This is a genomic window from Agathobaculum sp. Marseille-P7918, assembly GCF_964248325.1.
Classification (GTDB): domain Bacteria; phylum Bacillota; class Clostridia; order Oscillospirales; family Butyricicoccaceae; genus Agathobaculum.
This window is the reverse complement of record NZ_CAXTXI010000004.1, coordinates 1-16,281: the sequence shown is the minus strand read 5'-3', so window position 1 is coordinate 16,281 and position 16,281 is coordinate 1. Positions and strand designations below refer to the sequence as shown.

At 53.0% G+C, this 16,281-nt stretch carries 19 protein-coding genes; 4 read left to right on the top strand and 15 right to left on the bottom strand.

What is annotated here, in order from left to right:
• Window positions 1–88 precede the first annotated feature (88 nt).
• The 6 genes from ACESSO_RS06875 to uxaC form a co-directional block, all read right to left on the bottom strand.
• A complete protein-coding gene (locus ACESSO_RS06875; protein ID WP_373164315.1) occupies window positions 89–1,705 on the bottom strand; it encodes a mannitol dehydrogenase family protein in 1,617 nt (538 codons plus the stop codon).
• Window positions 1,706–1,811: 106 nt separating this feature from the next.
• Window positions 1,812–3,113 carry a TRAP transporter large permease gene (locus ACESSO_RS06870; protein WP_373164314.1) on the bottom strand — a complete coding sequence of 434 codons (1,302 nt, stop codon included), beginning with the start codon at window positions 3,111–3,113 and terminating at the stop codon, window positions 1,812–1,814.
• Window positions 3,114–3,116: 3 nt separating this feature from the next.
• Complete coding sequence (locus ACESSO_RS06865) at window positions 3,117–3,611, bottom strand: TRAP transporter small permease (protein ID WP_373164313.1); 495 nt, start codon at window positions 3,609–3,611, stop codon at window positions 3,117–3,119.
• A gap of 15 nt (window positions 3,612–3,626) precedes the next feature.
• A complete protein-coding gene (locus ACESSO_RS06860; RefSeq protein WP_373164312.1) occupies window positions 3,627–4,655 on the bottom strand; it encodes a TRAP transporter substrate-binding protein in 1,029 nt (342 codons plus the stop codon).
• A gap of 54 nt (window positions 4,656–4,709) precedes the next feature.
• Window positions 4,710–5,759 (bottom strand): mannonate dehydratase, encoded by a 1,050-nt coding sequence (gene uxuA / locus ACESSO_RS06855; protein ID WP_373164311.1) that lies wholly within the window; start codon window positions 5,757–5,759, stop codon window positions 4,710–4,712.
• A gap of 21 nt (window positions 5,760–5,780) precedes the next feature.
• The gene (gene uxaC / locus ACESSO_RS06850) at window positions 5,781–7,187 is read right to left on the bottom strand and encodes a glucuronate isomerase (RefSeq protein ID WP_373164310.1); all 1,407 of its coding nucleotides are present in this window, start codon (window positions 7,185–7,187) and stop codon (window positions 5,781–5,783) included.
• 223 nt (window positions 7,188–7,410) lie between these two features.
• Here uxaC and ACESSO_RS06845 point away from each other — a divergent pair, with 223 nt between their 5' ends.
• A complete protein-coding gene (locus ACESSO_RS06845) occupies window positions 7,411–8,232 on the top strand; it encodes an AraC family transcriptional regulator (RefSeq protein ID WP_373164309.1) in 822 nt (273 codons plus the stop codon).
• A gap of 108 nt (window positions 8,233–8,340) precedes the next feature.
• On the opposite strand, the gene moaC is transcribed toward ACESSO_RS06845, so the two are convergent.
• The 8 genes from moaC to ACESSO_RS06805 form a co-directional block, all read right to left on the bottom strand.
• Window positions 8,341–8,826, bottom strand: coding sequence for a cyclic pyranopterin monophosphate synthase MoaC (gene moaC / locus ACESSO_RS06840; RefSeq protein ID WP_373164308.1), 486 nt, complete (start codon window positions 8,824–8,826; stop codon window positions 8,341–8,343).
• Between the two features lie 121 nt (window positions 8,827–8,947).
• Window positions 8,948–9,502: a sugar O-acetyltransferase gene (locus ACESSO_RS06835; RefSeq protein WP_373164307.1), complete on the bottom strand. Its 555-nt coding sequence runs from the start codon at window positions 9,500–9,502 to the stop codon at window positions 8,948–8,950.
• Between the two features lie 135 nt (window positions 9,503–9,637).
• Complete coding sequence (locus tag ACESSO_RS06830) at window positions 9,638–10,060, bottom strand: hypothetical protein (RefSeq protein WP_373164306.1); 423 nt, start codon at window positions 10,058–10,060, stop codon at window positions 9,638–9,640.
• A 62-nt stretch (window positions 10,061–10,122) separates the two neighbouring features.
• Window positions 10,123–10,965 carry a hypothetical protein gene (locus ACESSO_RS06825; protein ID WP_373164305.1) on the bottom strand — a complete coding sequence of 281 codons (843 nt, stop codon included), beginning with the start codon at window positions 10,963–10,965 and terminating at the stop codon, window positions 10,123–10,125.
• A gap of 178 nt (window positions 10,966–11,143) precedes the next feature.
• Window positions 11,144–12,205 (bottom strand): hypothetical protein, encoded by a 1,062-nt coding sequence (locus tag ACESSO_RS06820; RefSeq protein WP_373164303.1) that lies wholly within the window; start codon window positions 12,203–12,205, stop codon window positions 11,144–11,146.
• Between the two features lie 3 nt (window positions 12,206–12,208).
• Complete coding sequence (locus ACESSO_RS06815; protein WP_373164302.1) at window positions 12,209–12,991, bottom strand: hypothetical protein; 783 nt, start codon at window positions 12,989–12,991, stop codon at window positions 12,209–12,211.
• A gap of 36 nt (window positions 12,992–13,027) precedes the next feature.
• Window positions 13,028–13,630: a hypothetical protein gene (locus ACESSO_RS06810; RefSeq protein ID WP_373164301.1), complete on the bottom strand. Its 603-nt coding sequence runs from the start codon at window positions 13,628–13,630 to the stop codon at window positions 13,028–13,030.
• Window positions 13,631–13,632: 2 nt separating this feature from the next.
• Window positions 13,633–13,860: a hypothetical protein gene (locus tag ACESSO_RS06805; protein WP_373164300.1), complete on the bottom strand. Its 228-nt coding sequence runs from the start codon at window positions 13,858–13,860 to the stop codon at window positions 13,633–13,635.
• A 208-nt stretch (window positions 13,861–14,068) separates the two neighbouring features.
• Between ACESSO_RS06805 and ACESSO_RS06800 the strand changes: the two genes are divergently transcribed.
• Both ACESSO_RS06800 and ACESSO_RS06795 read left to right on the top strand, forming a co-directional pair.
• Window positions 14,069–14,401 (top strand): cupin domain-containing protein, encoded by a 333-nt coding sequence (locus tag ACESSO_RS06800; protein ID WP_373164299.1) that lies wholly within the window; start codon window positions 14,069–14,071, stop codon window positions 14,399–14,401.
• A gap of 17 nt (window positions 14,402–14,418) precedes the next feature.
• Complete coding sequence (locus ACESSO_RS06795) at window positions 14,419–14,607, top strand: ferredoxin (RefSeq protein WP_373164298.1); 189 nt, start codon at window positions 14,419–14,421, stop codon at window positions 14,605–14,607.
• A gap of 158 nt (window positions 14,608–14,765) precedes the next feature.
• Here the strand turns inward: ACESSO_RS06795 and ACESSO_RS06790 are convergent, their stop codons facing one another.
• Window positions 14,766–14,888 carry a hypothetical protein gene (locus ACESSO_RS06790; protein WP_373164297.1) on the bottom strand — a complete coding sequence of 41 codons (123 nt, stop codon included), beginning with the start codon at window positions 14,886–14,888 and terminating at the stop codon, window positions 14,766–14,768.
• 217 nt (window positions 14,889–15,105) lie between these two features.
• Between ACESSO_RS06790 and ACESSO_RS06785 the strand changes: the two genes are divergently transcribed.
• Complete coding sequence (locus ACESSO_RS06785; RefSeq protein WP_373164296.1) at window positions 15,106–15,951, top strand: tyrosine-type recombinase/integrase; 846 nt, start codon at window positions 15,106–15,108, stop codon at window positions 15,949–15,951.
• The last annotated feature ends 330 nt before the right edge of the window (window positions 15,952–16,281 follow it).

The window sequence follows — 16,281 nt, the reverse complement described above, 5'->3', positions numbered from 1 at the left end:
CTTCCAAATACTGAAAAAAATGCGTCGCAGAACATGCTCTGCGACGCATTTTTCGGAATTTTAGGCAATCAAAAGTTCAGCTTGGCAATCAACCGCGCAGGTATTCCTGCAGGGTGGCGCGCACCGCGCCCGGTCCGGCAATCAGCTTGCCAAACATGGTTTCGATCTTGTCGGCCAGACCGTTTTCCACCAGATCGGCGGCAAACACAGCCGTATTGGACAGAATCGGACGCAGCTTATCGCCCACGCTCTCGGGCTTGCCCAGCTCGATGCCGGCCAGCTGCTGCTGGAGGGTTTCCAGCATCGGGTCGGAGGAAACCTCCATCTTCTCGCCCTTGTCGTCCACGCCGAGCAGATAGCGCAGCCAGCCCGCAATCGCCAGCGGGATGAACGTCAGGCTCTTGACGTCCAGCTTGTCGGACGCAATATAGCTCTTGATGGTTTCGCCAAAGCGAATCGGAATCTTCTGAGAGGTATCGGTGGCGATGCGCTGCGGGGTGTCCGGGATGAACGGGTTCGGGAAGCGCTGGCCGACAACCTCCGCGATGAAGTCCGCGGGCTTGATGATGCCCGGGTCGGTCACAACCGGCATGCCCTCGTCATAGCCGATGTGCTCGATGAGGCCCTTCAGCTCGGTGTCCTGCATTTCGGCGGCGATGCTGGTGTAGCCCAGCAGGCAGCCGTAAACCGCAAGCGCGGTGTGCAACGGGTTCAGGCAGGTCGTGACCTTCATGCGCTCGGTCTTGTTGACCGTATCGCGGTCGGTCATGTACACGCCCGCCTTTTCCAGTGCCGGACGGCCATTCGGGAAGTTATCCTCAACGACCAGATACTGCGGGATCTCCGCGTTGACAAACGGCGCAATAAAGGTGTTGCGGCTGGTGACGATCGGCTCCATGTCCTCGATGCCATCGGCCAGCAGCGCTTCTTCCACTTCCTTGGCCGGACGCGGGGTGATCTTGTCGATCATGCTCCACGGGAAGGCAACGCGGCTCTCATCCTGCATGTAGGAAACAAAGCCGTCGTCGACCAGACCGTTCTGCTTCCACGCTTCGACAACCTCGAGCACGCTGCCGCGCAGCTTTTCGCCGTTGTGCGAGCAGTTGTCCATGCTGGCCAGTGCGATGGGGTACGCGCCTGCCTTGTAGCGCTCGTACATCAGCGCTGCAACCATGCTCATCGCGTGGCGCGCGCCGGACGGGCCGGCCTTCATGTCCTCCACGACCACTGGCATCAGCTCGCCCTGAATGTTGCGCAGCGCATAGCCCTTTTCGGTGATCGTGAAGCTGACCAGCTGCAAAGACGGATTCACGAAAATCTTACGCAGCTTTTCCATCTCGTCCGCGTCCGTGCTGTCCGCGCAAACGCTGTCCGCGATGGAGGCGACAATCTCCCGCTCGGTCGTGCCGTCCGGCTTGAGGCCGACCATCATGGTCAGCTCATCGTGCGGCTTGTAGATCTTCTTGATGATGTCATAGTCGAAGGTGTCGCCCGCAATGATACCGCAGGTGGCCTCGCCTTTGTTGAGCAGCTCCTGCTGCAGCATCGCCACAAAGCCACGGAAAATGTTGCCCGCGCCAAAATGTACCCAAACCGGGGTTTCCGCGGTCTGCGCACGCATCTTCTGCACGTCAAACTGCGGCAGCTTGACGCCGACCGCCTGCCAGCCTTCCTTGTCCTGCAACGCTTCCAGACAGAGTTTCATACTACCATTCCTTTCGCAACTATCAAAGGGTTTTGCAACGGTACCCGCGGCTATCCTGTCAATGACGCAGGATAGCCGCAGCATACCAATTGTTTCTGTTTTTGTCTTAAATCAGTCCGGCCGCCATCGGCAATCCAAGGCTGACCATCGGAACATAAGTGACCAGCAGCAAACCGATCAGGATCGCCACATAATACCAGAGCATATATGGCATGACCTTGGACAGGCTTGATCGCCCGACCTTAATGGCCACAAACAGTGTATTGCCGACCGGCGGAGTGATGTTGCCGATGCACAGGTTGTACACCAGAATCAGGCCGAACTGCACGGGGTCCATGCCGAAAGTCTTAACGACCGGCAGGAACAGGGGCGTGAAAATGAGAATCGCGGGGGTAACGTCCATAAACGTACCTGCAATCAGCAGGATAACGTTCATAATCAGCAGGATGATGATGGGGTTCTGCGTCAGACCGAGCAGCGCCTCGGAAATCGCCTGCGGAATCTGCGTGAACGCCATCACCCAGCCGAGGATGTTGGACACGCCGATTAAGAATACGACCATGCCGCTCATCTTGGCGCTTTCCACCACAATATTCCAGAAGGACTTGAGCGTGATATTGCGATAGCAGATACCCAGAATCAGCGCGTAAACCACCGCGATGGCCGAGCCTTCGGTAGCGGTGAAGATACCGCCGATGATGCCGCCGATGACAACAACAATCAGGGACAGCGACGGAATCGCCTTCAAAGTGCACACGCCGAGGTTTTTCCAATCAAATTTACCGGGCATGCCCTTGTAGCCCTTTTTCTTGGCAATGATAATCGCCACCGCCATACAGCACAGCGCCCAGATGATGCCGGGAATATAACCGGCCATGAACAGCGCCGCAACCGACGTACCGCCCGCTGCCAGCGAGTAGGTAATCAGTGCATTCGAAGGCGGAATCAGCAGACCGGACGGGGCGGATGCGCCGTTGGTTGCCGCACAGAGCGCCTTGTCATAGCCCTGCTCCTCTTCGCCCTTTTCCACCATGCTGCCTACTGCGGCGGCCGCGGCCGAAGCCGAACCGGAAATCGCACCGAACAGCGCGTTTGCGCCGATGTTGGTCACCAGCAGCGCGCCGGGCAGCTTGCCCAGAATCGCCATGACGAAATCGACCAGCCGCTTGGCGATACCGCCCTGATTCATCAGATTGCCCGCAAGGATAAAGAACGGGATGGCGGTCAGGCTGAACTTGCTCATGCCCACAAAGATACGCTGCGCACCGGTTACCACCGAGACGTCCAGCGAAACCGTCTGCAGAATCGCAATCAGCGAGGAAATACCAATGGAATATGAGATCGGCACGCCGATGACCAGCAAAACGGCCAGCACGCCGATGATAATCAGCAAAGACTGCATTGCCATATGTTACGCCCCCTCCTTCTTTGCGTCCAAACCGGTACCCTTGCAGATATCTGCAATATTCAGGACGGTATAAATCATGTTCAACACACCGCACAGCGGCATGACAACATAGAATACGCCGACCGCAACGCCCAGCGAAGAGGTCATCTGGCCCATTGCAAGCTGCGAAATCTGCACGCCGCCGTACACCAGAATAATCAGAGAGAACGCAAAGGCAATCAGCTCACCGAAAATGCCCAGCGCCTTCTGCATCGCAGGGTTCATCTTCTCTACCAGAATCGGGATGTTCATGTGGCCGCGCTCGCCGGTGACCAGCGACGCGCCCAGAAGACTTGCCCAAGCAAACAGATAGGAAACCAGCTCCTCCGACCAGGAGGACGGGTTTTTCAGAACGTAACGGGTGAATACCTGCCAGCAGGTTAGTACGACCATGGCGATAAAGCTCACGCCGGCCAGCACATTGAGCAATTTGGTCAGAATATTTCTGAGTGTTTTCATGTGTTACGCACCTCCTCAAGACTCGGCCGACGGATACTGCTCGTTGTACACCTGAATCGCGTCGTATATCGGCGTAAGATCCGGATACTGCGCGAGCATATCCTCGTGCATCGGTGCGCAGGCCTCCTGGAACGGCTTGGTGTCGGGGTACAGGAACTGTACGCCCTGCTCGTTTGCCGCACGGTCCTTCGCTGCCGCGACCGCATCGGTCCATTCCGTCCGCTGCACCTGATTGACCAGCTGGAAGCCCTCTTCAAAGATGGCACGCTCCTCCTCACTCAGACCATCGAGGAAGGCGATATTGCCGATCAGAATATCCGGGATCATCTGGTGCATGTCGTAAGAGTAATATTTGCACACGTCGCCATGTCCGTTATCGGTCAAGGCCAGCTCGTTGTTTTCCGCGCCGTCGATAATCTTGCTCTGCAGCGCGGTATATACGTCGCCAAAGCCCATCGGTGTGGCCGATCCGCCCAGCAGGCTCATCATCTGCACGTTGGTCGGCGACTGCTGCACGCGAATCTTCAGACCCTTGAGGTCGGCAGGCGTCTCAATCGGCGTGCTGACCGTGTAGAAGTTGCGGGTACCGGCATCCAGCCATGTCACTGCCTCAAAGCCCGCGTCCTTGGTGGACTCAAAAATCGGGCCGGTGATCGATTCGTCATCCATCGAAGCGTGATACGCCTCCGCGCTGGCGAACAGATACGGCAGGTTAAACAAGGTGTAATTCGTGCTGAAGGTTTCAAGCAGCGAGTTGGATGCTACACAGAAGTTGATTGCGCCGGTCTGTGTCAGCTGCACCATCTCGTTCTGGGAACCGAGCAGTTCGCTCGGAAAGACCTCAACGTCATACTTGTCACCGAGCTTGCTTTCAATAAATTCTTCAAATGCTACCAGTGCAATATGGGTGGGGTGATTGGTCGACTGGTTATGCCCGATTCGGATGATTGTTCTGCCATCCGAGCCCTGACCGCAGCCGGTCAGTACCGCCGCTGACATCACCGTTGCCAGCGCGAGCGCCAGCACTTTTTTGAAGGTTTTCATCGTGCAGACGTTCCTCCTGTCCATTCTCTTTTACACTTTCTCTTCGCTGTCCGCTTACTTAGACAGCGCTTTCTCACATGCCTCGAACAGGCCGTTGAGGTAAGTCGCGCCCAGTGCGCGGTCATACAGACCGTAGCCCGGCTTGCCGGTCTCGCCCCAGATCATGCGTCCGTGGTCGGGACGGACATAGCCGTCAAAACCGGTTTCGACCAGTGCCTTGACAATCTCACACATATCCAGGCTGCCGCAGCTGGACAGATGCGCGCGCTCCTCAAAGGAGCCGTCGTCCATGATTTTAACGTTGCGCATGTGCATGAAGCCGATGCGGTTCATGGAAGAATACTTGCGCACCATCTTGGGGATATCGTTAAACTTCGCACAGCCCAGCGAGCCGGTGCACAGGCACAGCGTATTGGCCGGCGAATCGACAATGGACAGGTAACGGTCGAGGTTCTTCTCGCAGGTGATAACACGCGGCAGGCCGAAGATCGGGTACGGGGGATCGTCCGGATGCAGCGCCATCACAACGCCGCACTCCTCGGCAACCGGAATAACCTTCTTAAGGAAAATTTCAATGTTCTTCCACAGGCCTTCTTCGCCCAGCTCGCCATACGCACGAATCAGGTCGCGCACCTGATCCTGCGTGTAGCTGGCATCCCAGCCCGGCAGGTTGATATCGTCCGTAAGCGGGTCAAGGCCCTTCATCTGCTCCCAATACATCACAAGGCTGGTCGAGCCGTCCGGCGCCTTCTTGTCCAGCTGGGTACGCGTCCAGTCAAAGACCGGCATGAAGTTATAGGTCACGCACTTGACGCCGTATTTCGCGCAGCGGCGGATGTTTTCGCAGTATACATCGATATGTGCGTCGCGCTTGTCCGTACCGAGCTTGATATCCTCGGATACCGGGATGGATTCCACCACATCAAAAATCAGGCCGTTTTCCTCGCACTGAGCCTTCATCTTGGCAAGGCTTTCCTCCGGCCACACCTCGCCGGGTTTTACGTCATATACCGCCGAGACAATCGAGCGCATACCCGGAATCTGCCGGATGTACTCCAGCGTAACCGGGTCGGATTCACCATACCAACGGAACGATAGTTTCATATATAATCCTCCTCAAATAAATTACTGATTTAAACCAATGAACGTTTCCACATTGCGGAAGCAAATATCCTCAATCATGCCGCCGAGCAGGTTATAATCGGCGGGCGCCATGCCGTCTGCAACCCAACTGCCCACCAGATTGCACAGAATGCGGCGAAAATATTCGTGACGGGGATAGGACAGGAAGGAACGGGAGTCGGTCAGCATGCCGATAAAGCGGCTGAGCACACCGATGTTGGCAAGGCTCTTCATCTGCGCGATCATGCCGTCATAATGGTCGTTAAACCACCATGCCGAGCCGAACTGAATCTTCCCTGCCGCTGTTGCGTCCTGGAAGCAGCCCGCCGCAGCAATCAGCTTGTCGTTATCCGCTGCATTGAGCGTATACAGCACGGTCTTGGGCAGCTTGTCCCGCACCGCCAGACGGTCGAGCAGCGCTGCCAGCGAAGCCGCGGCAATCGGGTCGCCGATGGCGTCGCCGCCGACATCCGCGCCAAGCGCACGGTACAGCTTGGTGTTCAGGTTGCGAATCGCGCCCATGTGCAGCTGCATCGCCCAGCCGCGGTCCGCGTACTGCTCACCGAGGAAGTCCATCATGAGCGACTGGTAGGCTGCAACCTCATAGTCAAGCAGCGACTCGCCCGCCAGCGCCTTGCGCATAGCCTCCTCCGCCGCACTTTCGTCCCAAACCGTAAAGTCCGGCGAACCGAAGGAGTGGTCGGACAGTCGGCAGCCGACCTGCGCGAAGTATTCCACACGCTGCGCCAGCGCCTGCTTGACATCGTCAATCGTGCGGATCAGGATGTTGGCCGCCGCGCCCAGTTTCTGCAAATACACCGGATAGCCGGGGTCGACGATGTTGAGCGCCTTTTCCGGCCGAAAGGTCGGCAGCACCTTAACCGCAAAGCCCGTATCCGCCGCCAGCTTTTTGTGCCACTGCAAATCGTCAATCGGGTCATCCGTGGTGCAGAGCGCGCGCACATTGCTCTCCATAATCAGCGAACGAGAGGAGCCCGCCGGACTTTGCAGCTTGGCATTGGCCTTGTCCCAAATGGCATCCGCCGTGGTCGGGTCGAGCAGATCGTCAATGCCGAAAAAGCGAATCAGTTCCAGATGCGACCAGTGATAGATCGGATTGCCGATCAGGCGGGGCATCACCTCCGCATAGCGGTCGAACTTTTCACGGCCGGGCGCATCGCCGGTGATGCAGCGCTCGGGAACCGCGTTGGCACGCATCACGCGCCACTTATAATGGTCGCCGCCCAGCCATGCATGAGCCAAATCGTCAAAACGGACATCCTCGTAAATCTCCTGCGGATTGAGATGGCAGTGATAGTCGAAGATCGGCATTTTCTCTGCATGCTCGTGATAGAGAATACGCGCCGCTTCGCTGTTCAGCAAAAAGTCGTCTCCAATAAAAGTTTTCATGTTCCTTTCTCCTTTGCTGATTCGGATGAGTAACGTGGATGGAAATGCATTCCATTTTTGCGTTTCTTTGTTTCTGGTTTTAGTTTACAGCAATTATTGCGCTATATCTTGGTGTTTCATGCTTGAAATGTAGTGAAAATTGCTATATAATATAAATGTACACAATATTGCGAGGTTGATTTTATTGAATGTACACAAAGAAGAATTTACACTGCGGCAGTTCATGGAAGAGAAAGATTTTGAATTCCATCACTACCTTGACCACATTCCGCCGAATGTGGAATTTCACGAGCATCCGTTCTATGAAATCTTCTTTTTCCTGTCCGGAAATGTCAATTACATCATTGAAGGCCGCACCTATCAGTTGCGTCCGGGCGATATTCTGCTGACCAGCAGCCGCGATATTCACCGTCCGGTTATCACCCCCGGCAAACCATATGAGCGCTATGTCATCTGGATGGAGGATGACTTTTTCGCGCGCTTTCAGGATTGGGGCGATGACCTTTCCGCCTGTTTTAACGACACGGCCCGCAAGAAATACCAGCTTATCCGACCGGACAGCCATTTGCTTGCCCGTCTCAAGCAGCATGGCGCCTATATGGCGCAAATCAAGGCCGAGCAGCATTTCGGCAGTCGGACCTTGCTGTATGCCTGCCTGCTGGAATTTCTGGTGTACCTCAACCGCGCGTATTTTGACACGCCGGACTCCATTCGGCATGACATTACGGAAAATGAAAAAATCAATCAGATTGTGGCCTATATCAACGATAATTTGACCGAAAACCTGTCGCTTGACCACCTCGCAAGTACCTTTTATATCAGTAAATATTATCTCAGCAATCAGTTCAAGCAGTATACCGGCCTGACGCTCTATCAGTTCATTATGAAAAAACGCCTGACCGTTGCGCGCAACATGCTGCGCACCGGTGTGCCTGTCACCGACGCCTGTATGCGCTGTGGCTTTAACGATTATTCCAACTTTCTCAAGGCTTTCAAGCGTGAGTTTGGACATAATCCGAGCGACTATATCAAGCATCTGCAGTAATTGCCCAAAATATTGCACATTTTTATCCGAAACACCCAAAACAGCCGGATCGTATCAGATACGATCCGGCTGTTTTACTGCCATCCGAAACTGCGGCACGCCGCATACCTATTCTGTTTTTTCCGCTTCCCTGACAAAATGCCCGGACTTACCGCCCGTTTTTTCCAACAGGCAGATATTCTGTATTACCATGCCGCGGTCCACCGCTTTGCACATGTCATAAACCGTCAATGCGGCCACGCTTGCGGCTGTCAATGCCTCCATCTCAATCCCGGTTTTCCAATCGCACCGCAGCGTCGCTTTCACCAGCACATGCGCCGGTTCTCGGGCTTCAAAATCGATTGTAACCGCATCTATCGGCAGCGGGTGACACATGGGAATCAATTCAAACGTCCGCTTTGCTGCCATAATGCCTGCAATACGCGCGCAAGAAAAAACATCGCCTTTGGGTATTTCCCCGTTGCATATCATGGCAAGCGTTTCCGGCTGCATAGCGATTTCCGCCTGCGCCACCGCCATGCGGGCTGTGATCGGCTTCTTTCCAACATCAACCATATGCGCATTGCCCTTAGCATCCAAATGCGATAACTGCATGTTTTCTCTTCCCTTCTGTAAATCCACCCCCTGCGGCTCAGCCGCCGGTGTGGTATCTATTTTACCAAAGGGAACACAAATGCACAATAGTCCGAGGGCCAATCCGCCGTGTCGGATGCCCTTATGCCTGCCGACGGACCTTGCGGATTACCTTTGCCGGTACGCCGCCGACCATAGTATCTGGCGGCACATCCTTGGTCACCACCGCGCCCGCAGCAATAATGGCGCCGTCTCCTATTGTCACACCTGCCACGACGGTCACATTTGCGCCAATCCAAACATTTTTGCCAATCACAATCGGAGCAGGATGCAGGATATGCCGCAAATCCGGGTCCTCATCATGATTGAGCGTCGCCAAAACGACGTTATGCCCGATGAGCGTCCCGTCACCGATTTCGATGCCGCCCTGATCCTGAAAATGACAGCCGGTATTGATAAATACATTTTTCCCTACGCGAATATTCTTTCCGTAATCCGTATGAAACGGCGGAAACAGGCAGAAGGTTTCCTCCTCCGGCTGACAAATCAGTTCAAAAAAACGACGTCGAACCTCTGCCGGTTCAAAATAGCTGCCGTTCAATTCCATCGTCAGGCGCAGAGCGCGCTGCGATGCCGCACGCATCGCCTCCGGGTCGTCCAGTCCCTTTTCAATTTCGTTCCGATCCGCGATATTCATTTGCTCGCCCCTTATCATTTTTCTTTTATTGTATGCCCGCGACATGCAAATAGCAAATACTTATAATAACGTCTCTTGCATGCTCAAAAGGCATATTATTCTCAATGACATAACATCCGGGGACTTTGTACCATGTTATCTCTGCACAGGAACCCCCATCTGCTCCAGTGCGTCCAATGTGTCCTTAACGGGCATTGTATTGAGCGCATAAACCATTCCGTCCTTTGCCTGAATGTTGACACGTATGCCCGCCGTATGAATCGCCGCCTCAATATCGGCCTTTTCCAGAGCAAAATCCACTTTGTCACCAGAGGTTTGGGTATATACCACCCGCTGATTTGTGATGTCCAGCACTCCATGCGGAATACGGTATTTGTTGAGGTAAACCTTTTTCTGCATCCAGACAACATGAGTTGCCAAGATGGAAACTTCACCATTTCGCATTGTAATTTGGGGAGTCGTCTTTGAACGAAACGCGCCTTTTTTCGCCATCACAATAATGAATATCACTACCGCTGCGATCAGCAGAAAGGGAATAACAAGTGTAAAAAGATACATAATCATTTCTCCATTTTCGTTTATCTTGGTTGCAGCACAGTACAACCTGTCACCCAAAGGGATTACTGCATCAGCAGATAGGCTCCCACAGCCTCTATGAGCACCACAATGGCGCTGATTTTTGGAATCTGTTTTTTTGCAATCATCCGCCCGAACAAGAGCAGCGAAATTGCAAAGCAGGCCAGAACAATGGGAAGATTGTTCGCTGGCGTAAGCAGAACGCCAAAAATGCCGGCGCAAGCGGCATATGTGCCATATTGACTGCACTCTTCTTTTAACCGGCCTGCCTCCAGCTCCTCCGGAGTCAGATTGCAAGCGATGCGAGCCATATTTTCAGCGACTTTCAAAGCTCTGTCACAGGCCGTTTCCTGCATAAGGTCAAAGGGATAAAACGAGTTTTTCCGGAAACAGAACGGCGTTAAATCCATGTCTATATCCCGCTTGCGGCCGTCTAACTCCAGCAGGAAGTTGACGGTCAGCGTTTTCCCGCGCGTTCCGGTCAAGCTTATCTGCCTTACGGCATCAGCCGTAAACTGGACCGGCTCTCCCAGTTCATAATGCCGCCTTCTCTTGTCATAGGCCATCGGTATCATCCACAAGGAGTCCCCGTCCACGACAAACACTCTGGGATAATAGGTACTGCTTAAAACCGTTATCTTGCTGCCGCCGCTGGCCGAGCTTTCCCGATGCAGGGAGAAAACCACCGTATCGTCATTGGCCTGAGGCAGCAATTGCCGCACGCTGGCTACCAATTCCCGACGGTCCGTTCCCTCCTGCGCCCGTTTTCGCCGCAACACCCGTTTCAACCAGATAATCGGACCGACTTCATAAGCCCTTGCCAGCAGTGCCGATAAAAAAACAAGAATAATGAGTAAGGTTACAACCCCAGAAATTGTGATATCCAAATCTTTTCTCCTTTTTCATCATTGGTACTTTCAGTCAGGATTCCCGTACACAACGCTTCCAGATGGAATGCAAAGGTTTGTTATCTCCGCTTTCCACCCATGCCGCCTGCAAGCTCTGGACGCTTTGTTCGGCGGCAAGCAGCCGGCAATCATAATCCTGCCATCGATATCATCGGTTTTATGCTGCATAGGTGATACCATAACAGTACGCCTGCCGGACAATACGCCCGTCATCCGTGCGGTAACCATGGTTCGGATGCTTTTCCGCAGCTACCGATGTCTCATACAACTCCAGCACAGCATTGAATTCGTCCTTTTTGAGTGGATAGGGCAAGTCAAAACTCCGGGTCGGTATCTCTCCCGCCGCTACGCCGCCGCTGAGTACCTCGGAATACATCAAATCGAACAGCGCCTGCTGCTCTTGGGACAAGGCGGCATACCCTTCCACTTCATCACAGATGGGCACCGCCAAATCACCGTACAGCCAGCATCCCGACGGCGCAGACAGTTCGGTTTCCGCCCCTCCGGTGCGCAGATTTCCGGCGGCGTCCGTGATGGTGAGGATCGTACCCGTTTCCGGCAGATAGGTCACGGTATAGGATTCCTGCATCAGTTGGGTCTGGGAAAGCAAGGTCGCAGCGCACCGCAGGGAGTCCTCTGCCGAATCGTAATACACAAAACGCTTGTCGGGAACCGCTCTGACCCCATCACGCAGCTGGCGATCCACCAGCTGAAGCGGTCCCTCATAAACCGTGGGGTGACCGGTGCGATATGCCTCCAAATCCTGACCGGTCTCCTCAATCTGTCGGGGCAGCGCCGCTCGAAGCACTCCGCTGCCGAACAACAAGATAGACAGGCCGCATAAGGCAGCATAGACAATCCAAGGTGTGCCTTGCCGCGCGTGTTTCTCGCGGTCCAGCTCTTTGAGATAGAAGGCCTTGCGTTCCTCCTGTGTGGCAAACTCCGGCGGTCGGCTGTTTTGCCGCTGCCATCGCGCGCGACGAACGCCGACCTGCTCGAGAATAAAGCACACGATCGGAACAACAGGGGCTGCGGTCAACAGCGCTGCGCGGATGATTGCTCCCAAGTGTTCGCCTTGAAGAACGGCTACTGCCGGATCACTCCCAAACTGCCAAAACACAGACTTCATCACAGAGGGAGCAATCAAGGCACAGACAGGCAGCACAACGGTCGAAGCCAAGGCCGGAAGCCACCATCTCCATTTTCTTTTTTTGTCCACGGATTAGCCCTCCCCGCAAGAAATCCACAACACCAGTTTGCTGTGGGGCAGATAATCCACCCGCACCGGATAGATGTTGCTATCATAGTCCGTCAGGTCAAACTGAAGCCGCCCCATGCGGCAGGTGACATCGTCCACATGAATGTCGCACACCCAGCGGTTATACAGCCCCGGCATGATGGGCATGAGCAGCTTGGACCAGCGGGGATTGGAGTACCACGGAATAGGATCGTATTCTCCCTCCGGCTCCCGCCCCATTTCCACCAGCACATTGTTCATGGCTGTAGCCTCCTGCTGCTCTCTGGTAACAATGCCGGTACGCCACTCCCCCGCCGCCACCAAGGGGAAGTCCTGGATATAGGGAACCAGCGAATACACAGACCATCCCGCCAGAAGCAGAGTGAACGCCCAAGCCACAACCACTCTGCCCCAAAGCGGGCGCAGCCCGAACATGCGGAAGGTGAATACCAGCCGCTCATAACACTGAATGGCCAGCAGGATCGCCAACGCCAAATTGACAAGAAGCGGAACCACCGAAGCCACATACATATAGGGCCGGAAGGATCTGCCCAAAAAAGAGAAGAAATCCTGAATCTGGTTGTCGAACAGGCCGGCAGCTGTCACTTGCAGCACCAGCGTCACCACCGCCAGTAATACAGGCGCACGCCAAAGCCGTCTGGACAGCACGGCACGAATCAGCCGCTGCTCCCGCCGGGAAAACCGGTTTTGATGTTCCCGAAACCAAACGTATGCATCCTCCCACCGCTTTTGGTGCATCAAATTCACCAGAGGGCTTAAAAACTCGTTTCTTTCCATGGCAAATCACACATTATACCGGGCGATGGCATTTTCCAGAATATCGTCCTCATCAAAGCTGAAGGTATAAGACACCTTTCCCTTGGTGTACGATATAGCGTTTACATCCTCGCTCTCGCTCAATTGATAGCCCTTCAGCTGTTCATCCATATAGGTTTTGATTTCTGTTTTGCTCTGGCTATCCAACTCCAAACCGGCTACCGACACGGTGATATCATAGGTCCGCAATTCCGGCACATCACAGGAGATAGCACAGATCTTTCCTTCCCGAATTTCCACCGGCTCCGAAGTGGGGTTATAGAGCCAGCAGGCGATTGGTGCGCCCACTCCGTCCTTCGGACAGAAGGGGACCGCCATGTTGTAATAGCTTTTGGCCTCCAGCTCCGAATCGTTGTAATTGTATGTATAAACAGACCTGCCCTCTACAGACGAAGTGGCAAGAACATAATTATCCCCCATGAACTCCTGCACGGTCATGGTGCACATCTCATAAGGAACTCCGTTGATGGTGATTTCCGCTTTCTCGCCGCCGCCGCGGAAAAAGTACCATCCGGCGCCAACCAAGACCACCAGACAAATTAGCCCTAATATGGAATTGCGCTTTTTCATCTTCATTCATCCTCTTTCTTTACATATATAAAACAATACTGTACCCCGCCTTTTATCAGCCCCTTTTGAAAAATAAAGATATATCTTATTTTAGCAGAAAGTACCAAAACCGGCAACACACCATTGTAAACATTATCCATAGGCATCCCATTTTGATTTGGCAACATCCGCGGCAGCAAGCGCCCATCATTCTGCTCCGATTTCTGCGCAAAATACCCTGCAGTATCCACAGTTTGTTGTTTTAACAACATACATTCCGGAAAGAATGGTCTAATATAAAAACATAAACCAGAGTGAGGTGAGCGGTTCTATGGAACGGAATCACAGATTATCAAACTGCGGTCCAATAAGCATCCACTTATGCGAAACCATATTGAACTGAATAAATCGCACGAAAAAGTATGACATTATTCTTATTATAAACTCGGAGGTCTTGTGATGAACATGAAAATGAAAAACATCAGCCAATCGGAAGTTCTGGTTCTGAAGGAGCAAATTTCCTATCAGGAAGGTCAGGTGGTCAGCAAAACGCTGGCACAGAACAGCGCCGTCAGCGTCACACTCTTCTCCTTTGCCAAGGGCGAGGAGATCAGCACCCATGAATCGGGCGGAGACGCTTTTGTGACCTGCCTCGACGGCGTAGGCAAGATCACCATCGACGGCGTGGATTATCTGCTGCACGAAGGAGAATCCATCGTCATGCCCGCCGGCCATCCCCATGCTGTATATGGAGAAGAAGCATTCAAGATGCTGCTTGTTGTTGTATTTTAAGAAAAGGAGTTTTTGATATGAAAGCATTTGTAGATCAGGATACCTGCATCGGCTGCGGCCTTTGCTGCGGAATGTGCGATGCCGTGTTCCGCATGAATGATGACGGGAAAGCCGAAGCATATCAGGAGGCAACCGAGGAAAATCAGAGCGAAGTGCAGAGCGCCATCGATTCCTGCCCGGTATCGGCAATCAGCTGGGAAGACTAAACATTAAAATCCCATGTCAGCGGGATGTGCTGTATGGTTTGGGAGTGAACGAGGTATACAGGGATGAATAACTCCATCCTCTGAAATATGCGCGTCAAGGGCAGACTGCTGACTAAATCAAATATTTTGGTTCAGACAGCTGGATGATTGGCATGCTGTCAGCCACCTATATGTATAAGACAAAGGGTAAAATGCTTAAAATCAAGCATTTTACCCTTTATATCATGGGGTGCAGTTCCTTTACCACAGGTTTCACTCAGATAGCCTTGTCCTTCTTCCAACCTCAGCGCCCCCCAAAGCCTCACGGTATCCGTCCTTATTTACCGCAATTACCACCACAATGATCATTTTCCTCAAACTCTCCTTTACAGTTGCGGCGCAGACAGCTTCCATCCACACAGGCATCCGCTTGACAAAGTCGGAGTCTTATTCATTCACATAATCTTAATCTGCATCAGGTAGAATAAGAACAATACCAACCAAGCGGAGGCTTCAGATATGAGAGATATGCACGTATCGAGAGAAATAATCATGGAATATCGGGACTATCTTTATGCGGAAGAGCGCAGTGCCGGCACGGTCGACAAGTATATGAGGGATTTGTCCGCTTTTATGCGCTGGCTGAACGGCAGAACGGTTACCAAAGAGTTGCTCATCCAATGGAAGGAGCACTTGCAAGCACAACATTACGCGCCGAGCACCATCAATTCTATGTTAGCAGCTCTCAACGGTCTGTTCCGCTTTCTTGGCTGGGAGACATTCCGGATAAAGTTTTTAAAAATCCAGCGGCGTCTGTTCCGAGATACCAAGCGGGAATTGACCCGGGCGGAATTCCATCATTTGCTGGCTGCCGCGCAGGCGCAGGGACAAGAACGATTGGCCTTGCTGATGGAAACCATCTGTGCAACAGGCATCCGCGTCAGCGAAGTAAAGTATATCACGGTAGAGGCCATCCAAAAAGGCCGGACGGAGATTGCACTCAAAGGCAAAATCCGCACCATTTTACTGCCGCATAAACTAACCCGCAAGCTGCTGCAGTATGCTGAAAAAAATAAAACCGTCTCCGGAGAAATTTTCCTCACCGGAAACGGAAAAAGTCTGTCGCGTCAGCAAATTTGGGCGGAGATGAAAGATTTATGCAAGCGTGCGGGCGTCGAAACGTCTAAGGTGTTTCCACACAACCTGCGTCATCTGTTCGCAACCGCATTCTATCAGGTCTGCAAGGATATTGTGCTGCTGGCTGACGTACTTGGGCATTCCAGCATCGAAACCACACGCATTTATCTGGTCACCTCGGGCGCAGAGCACGCACGGCAACTAGAAAAACTCGGCTTTGTGTCATAAGACAAAATCAACATTTTGTATATCTGTCTATGGCGCAATGCTGCGCAACTTAATCGACAGGCGTGCAAAAAGGCTATATCGCGTTGAGCGATACAGCCTTTTGGGTACAAAAAAGGACGGCCGCAACAAAATGAATGATGGGGTCGTGATTTGCTGTGCCTAATATTGGGAAAACGCCTTGTGAATCAACTATGAGTATGTTATAATTACTATATTATGTAGTCGAAAAAAGGCGAATGAGTATTTTGTTGCGACAAAATGTTGATTTTGTCATGAATACCTTGCATTTACGATTGTTCTGTTCGGATAAAGCCAAACCGGTATTCAGAA

Excerpts from the sequence above, each read along its gene's own strand:
- ACESSO_RS06875 (WP_373164315.1), bottom strand. The coding sequence starts at position 1,705 with ATGAAACTCTGTCTGGAAGCGTTGCAGGACAAGGAAGGCTGGCAGGCG.
- ACESSO_RS06870 (WP_373164314.1), bottom strand. The coding sequence starts at position 3,113 with ATGGCAATGCAGTCTTTGCTGATTATCATCGGCGTGCTGGCCGTTTTG.
- ACESSO_RS06865 (WP_373164313.1), bottom strand. The coding sequence starts at position 3,611 with ATGAAAACACTCAGAAATATTCTGACCAAATTGCTCAATGTGCTGGCC.
- ACESSO_RS06860 (WP_373164312.1), bottom strand. The coding sequence starts at position 4,655 with ATGAAAACCTTCAAAAAAGTGCTGGCGCTCGCGCTGGCAACGGTGATG.
- uxuA (WP_373164311.1), bottom strand. The coding sequence starts at position 5,759 with ATGAAACTATCGTTCCGTTGGTATGGTGAATCCGACCCGGTTACGCTG.
- uxaC (WP_373164310.1), bottom strand. The coding sequence starts at position 7,187 with ATGAAAACTTTTATTGGAGACGACTTTTTGCTGAACAGCGAAGCGGCG.
- ACESSO_RS06845 (WP_373164309.1), top strand. The coding sequence starts at position 7,411 with ATGGAAGAGAAAGATTTTGAATTCCATCACTACCTTGACCACATTCCG.
- moaC (WP_373164308.1), bottom strand. The coding sequence starts at position 8,826 with ATGCAGTTATCGCATTTGGATGCTAAGGGCAATGCGCATATGGTTGAT.
- ACESSO_RS06835 (WP_373164307.1), bottom strand. The coding sequence starts at position 9,502 with ATGAATATCGCGGATCGGAACGAAATTGAAAAGGGACTGGACGACCCG.
- ACESSO_RS06830 (WP_373164306.1), bottom strand. The coding sequence starts at position 10,060 with ATGTATCTTTTTACACTTGTTATTCCCTTTCTGCTGATCGCAGCGGTA.
- ACESSO_RS06810 (WP_373164301.1), bottom strand. The coding sequence starts at position 13,630 with ATGAAAAAGCGCAATTCCATATTAGGGCTAATTTGTCTGGTGGTCTTG.
- ACESSO_RS06800 (WP_373164299.1), top strand. The coding sequence starts at position 14,069 with ATGAACATGAAAATGAAAAACATCAGCCAATCGGAAGTTCTGGTTCTG.
- ACESSO_RS06795 (WP_373164298.1), top strand. The coding sequence starts at position 14,419 with ATGAAAGCATTTGTAGATCAGGATACCTGCATCGGCTGCGGCCTTTGC.
- ACESSO_RS06785 (WP_373164296.1), top strand. The coding sequence starts at position 15,106 with ATGAGAGATATGCACGTATCGAGAGAAATAATCATGGAATATCGGGAC.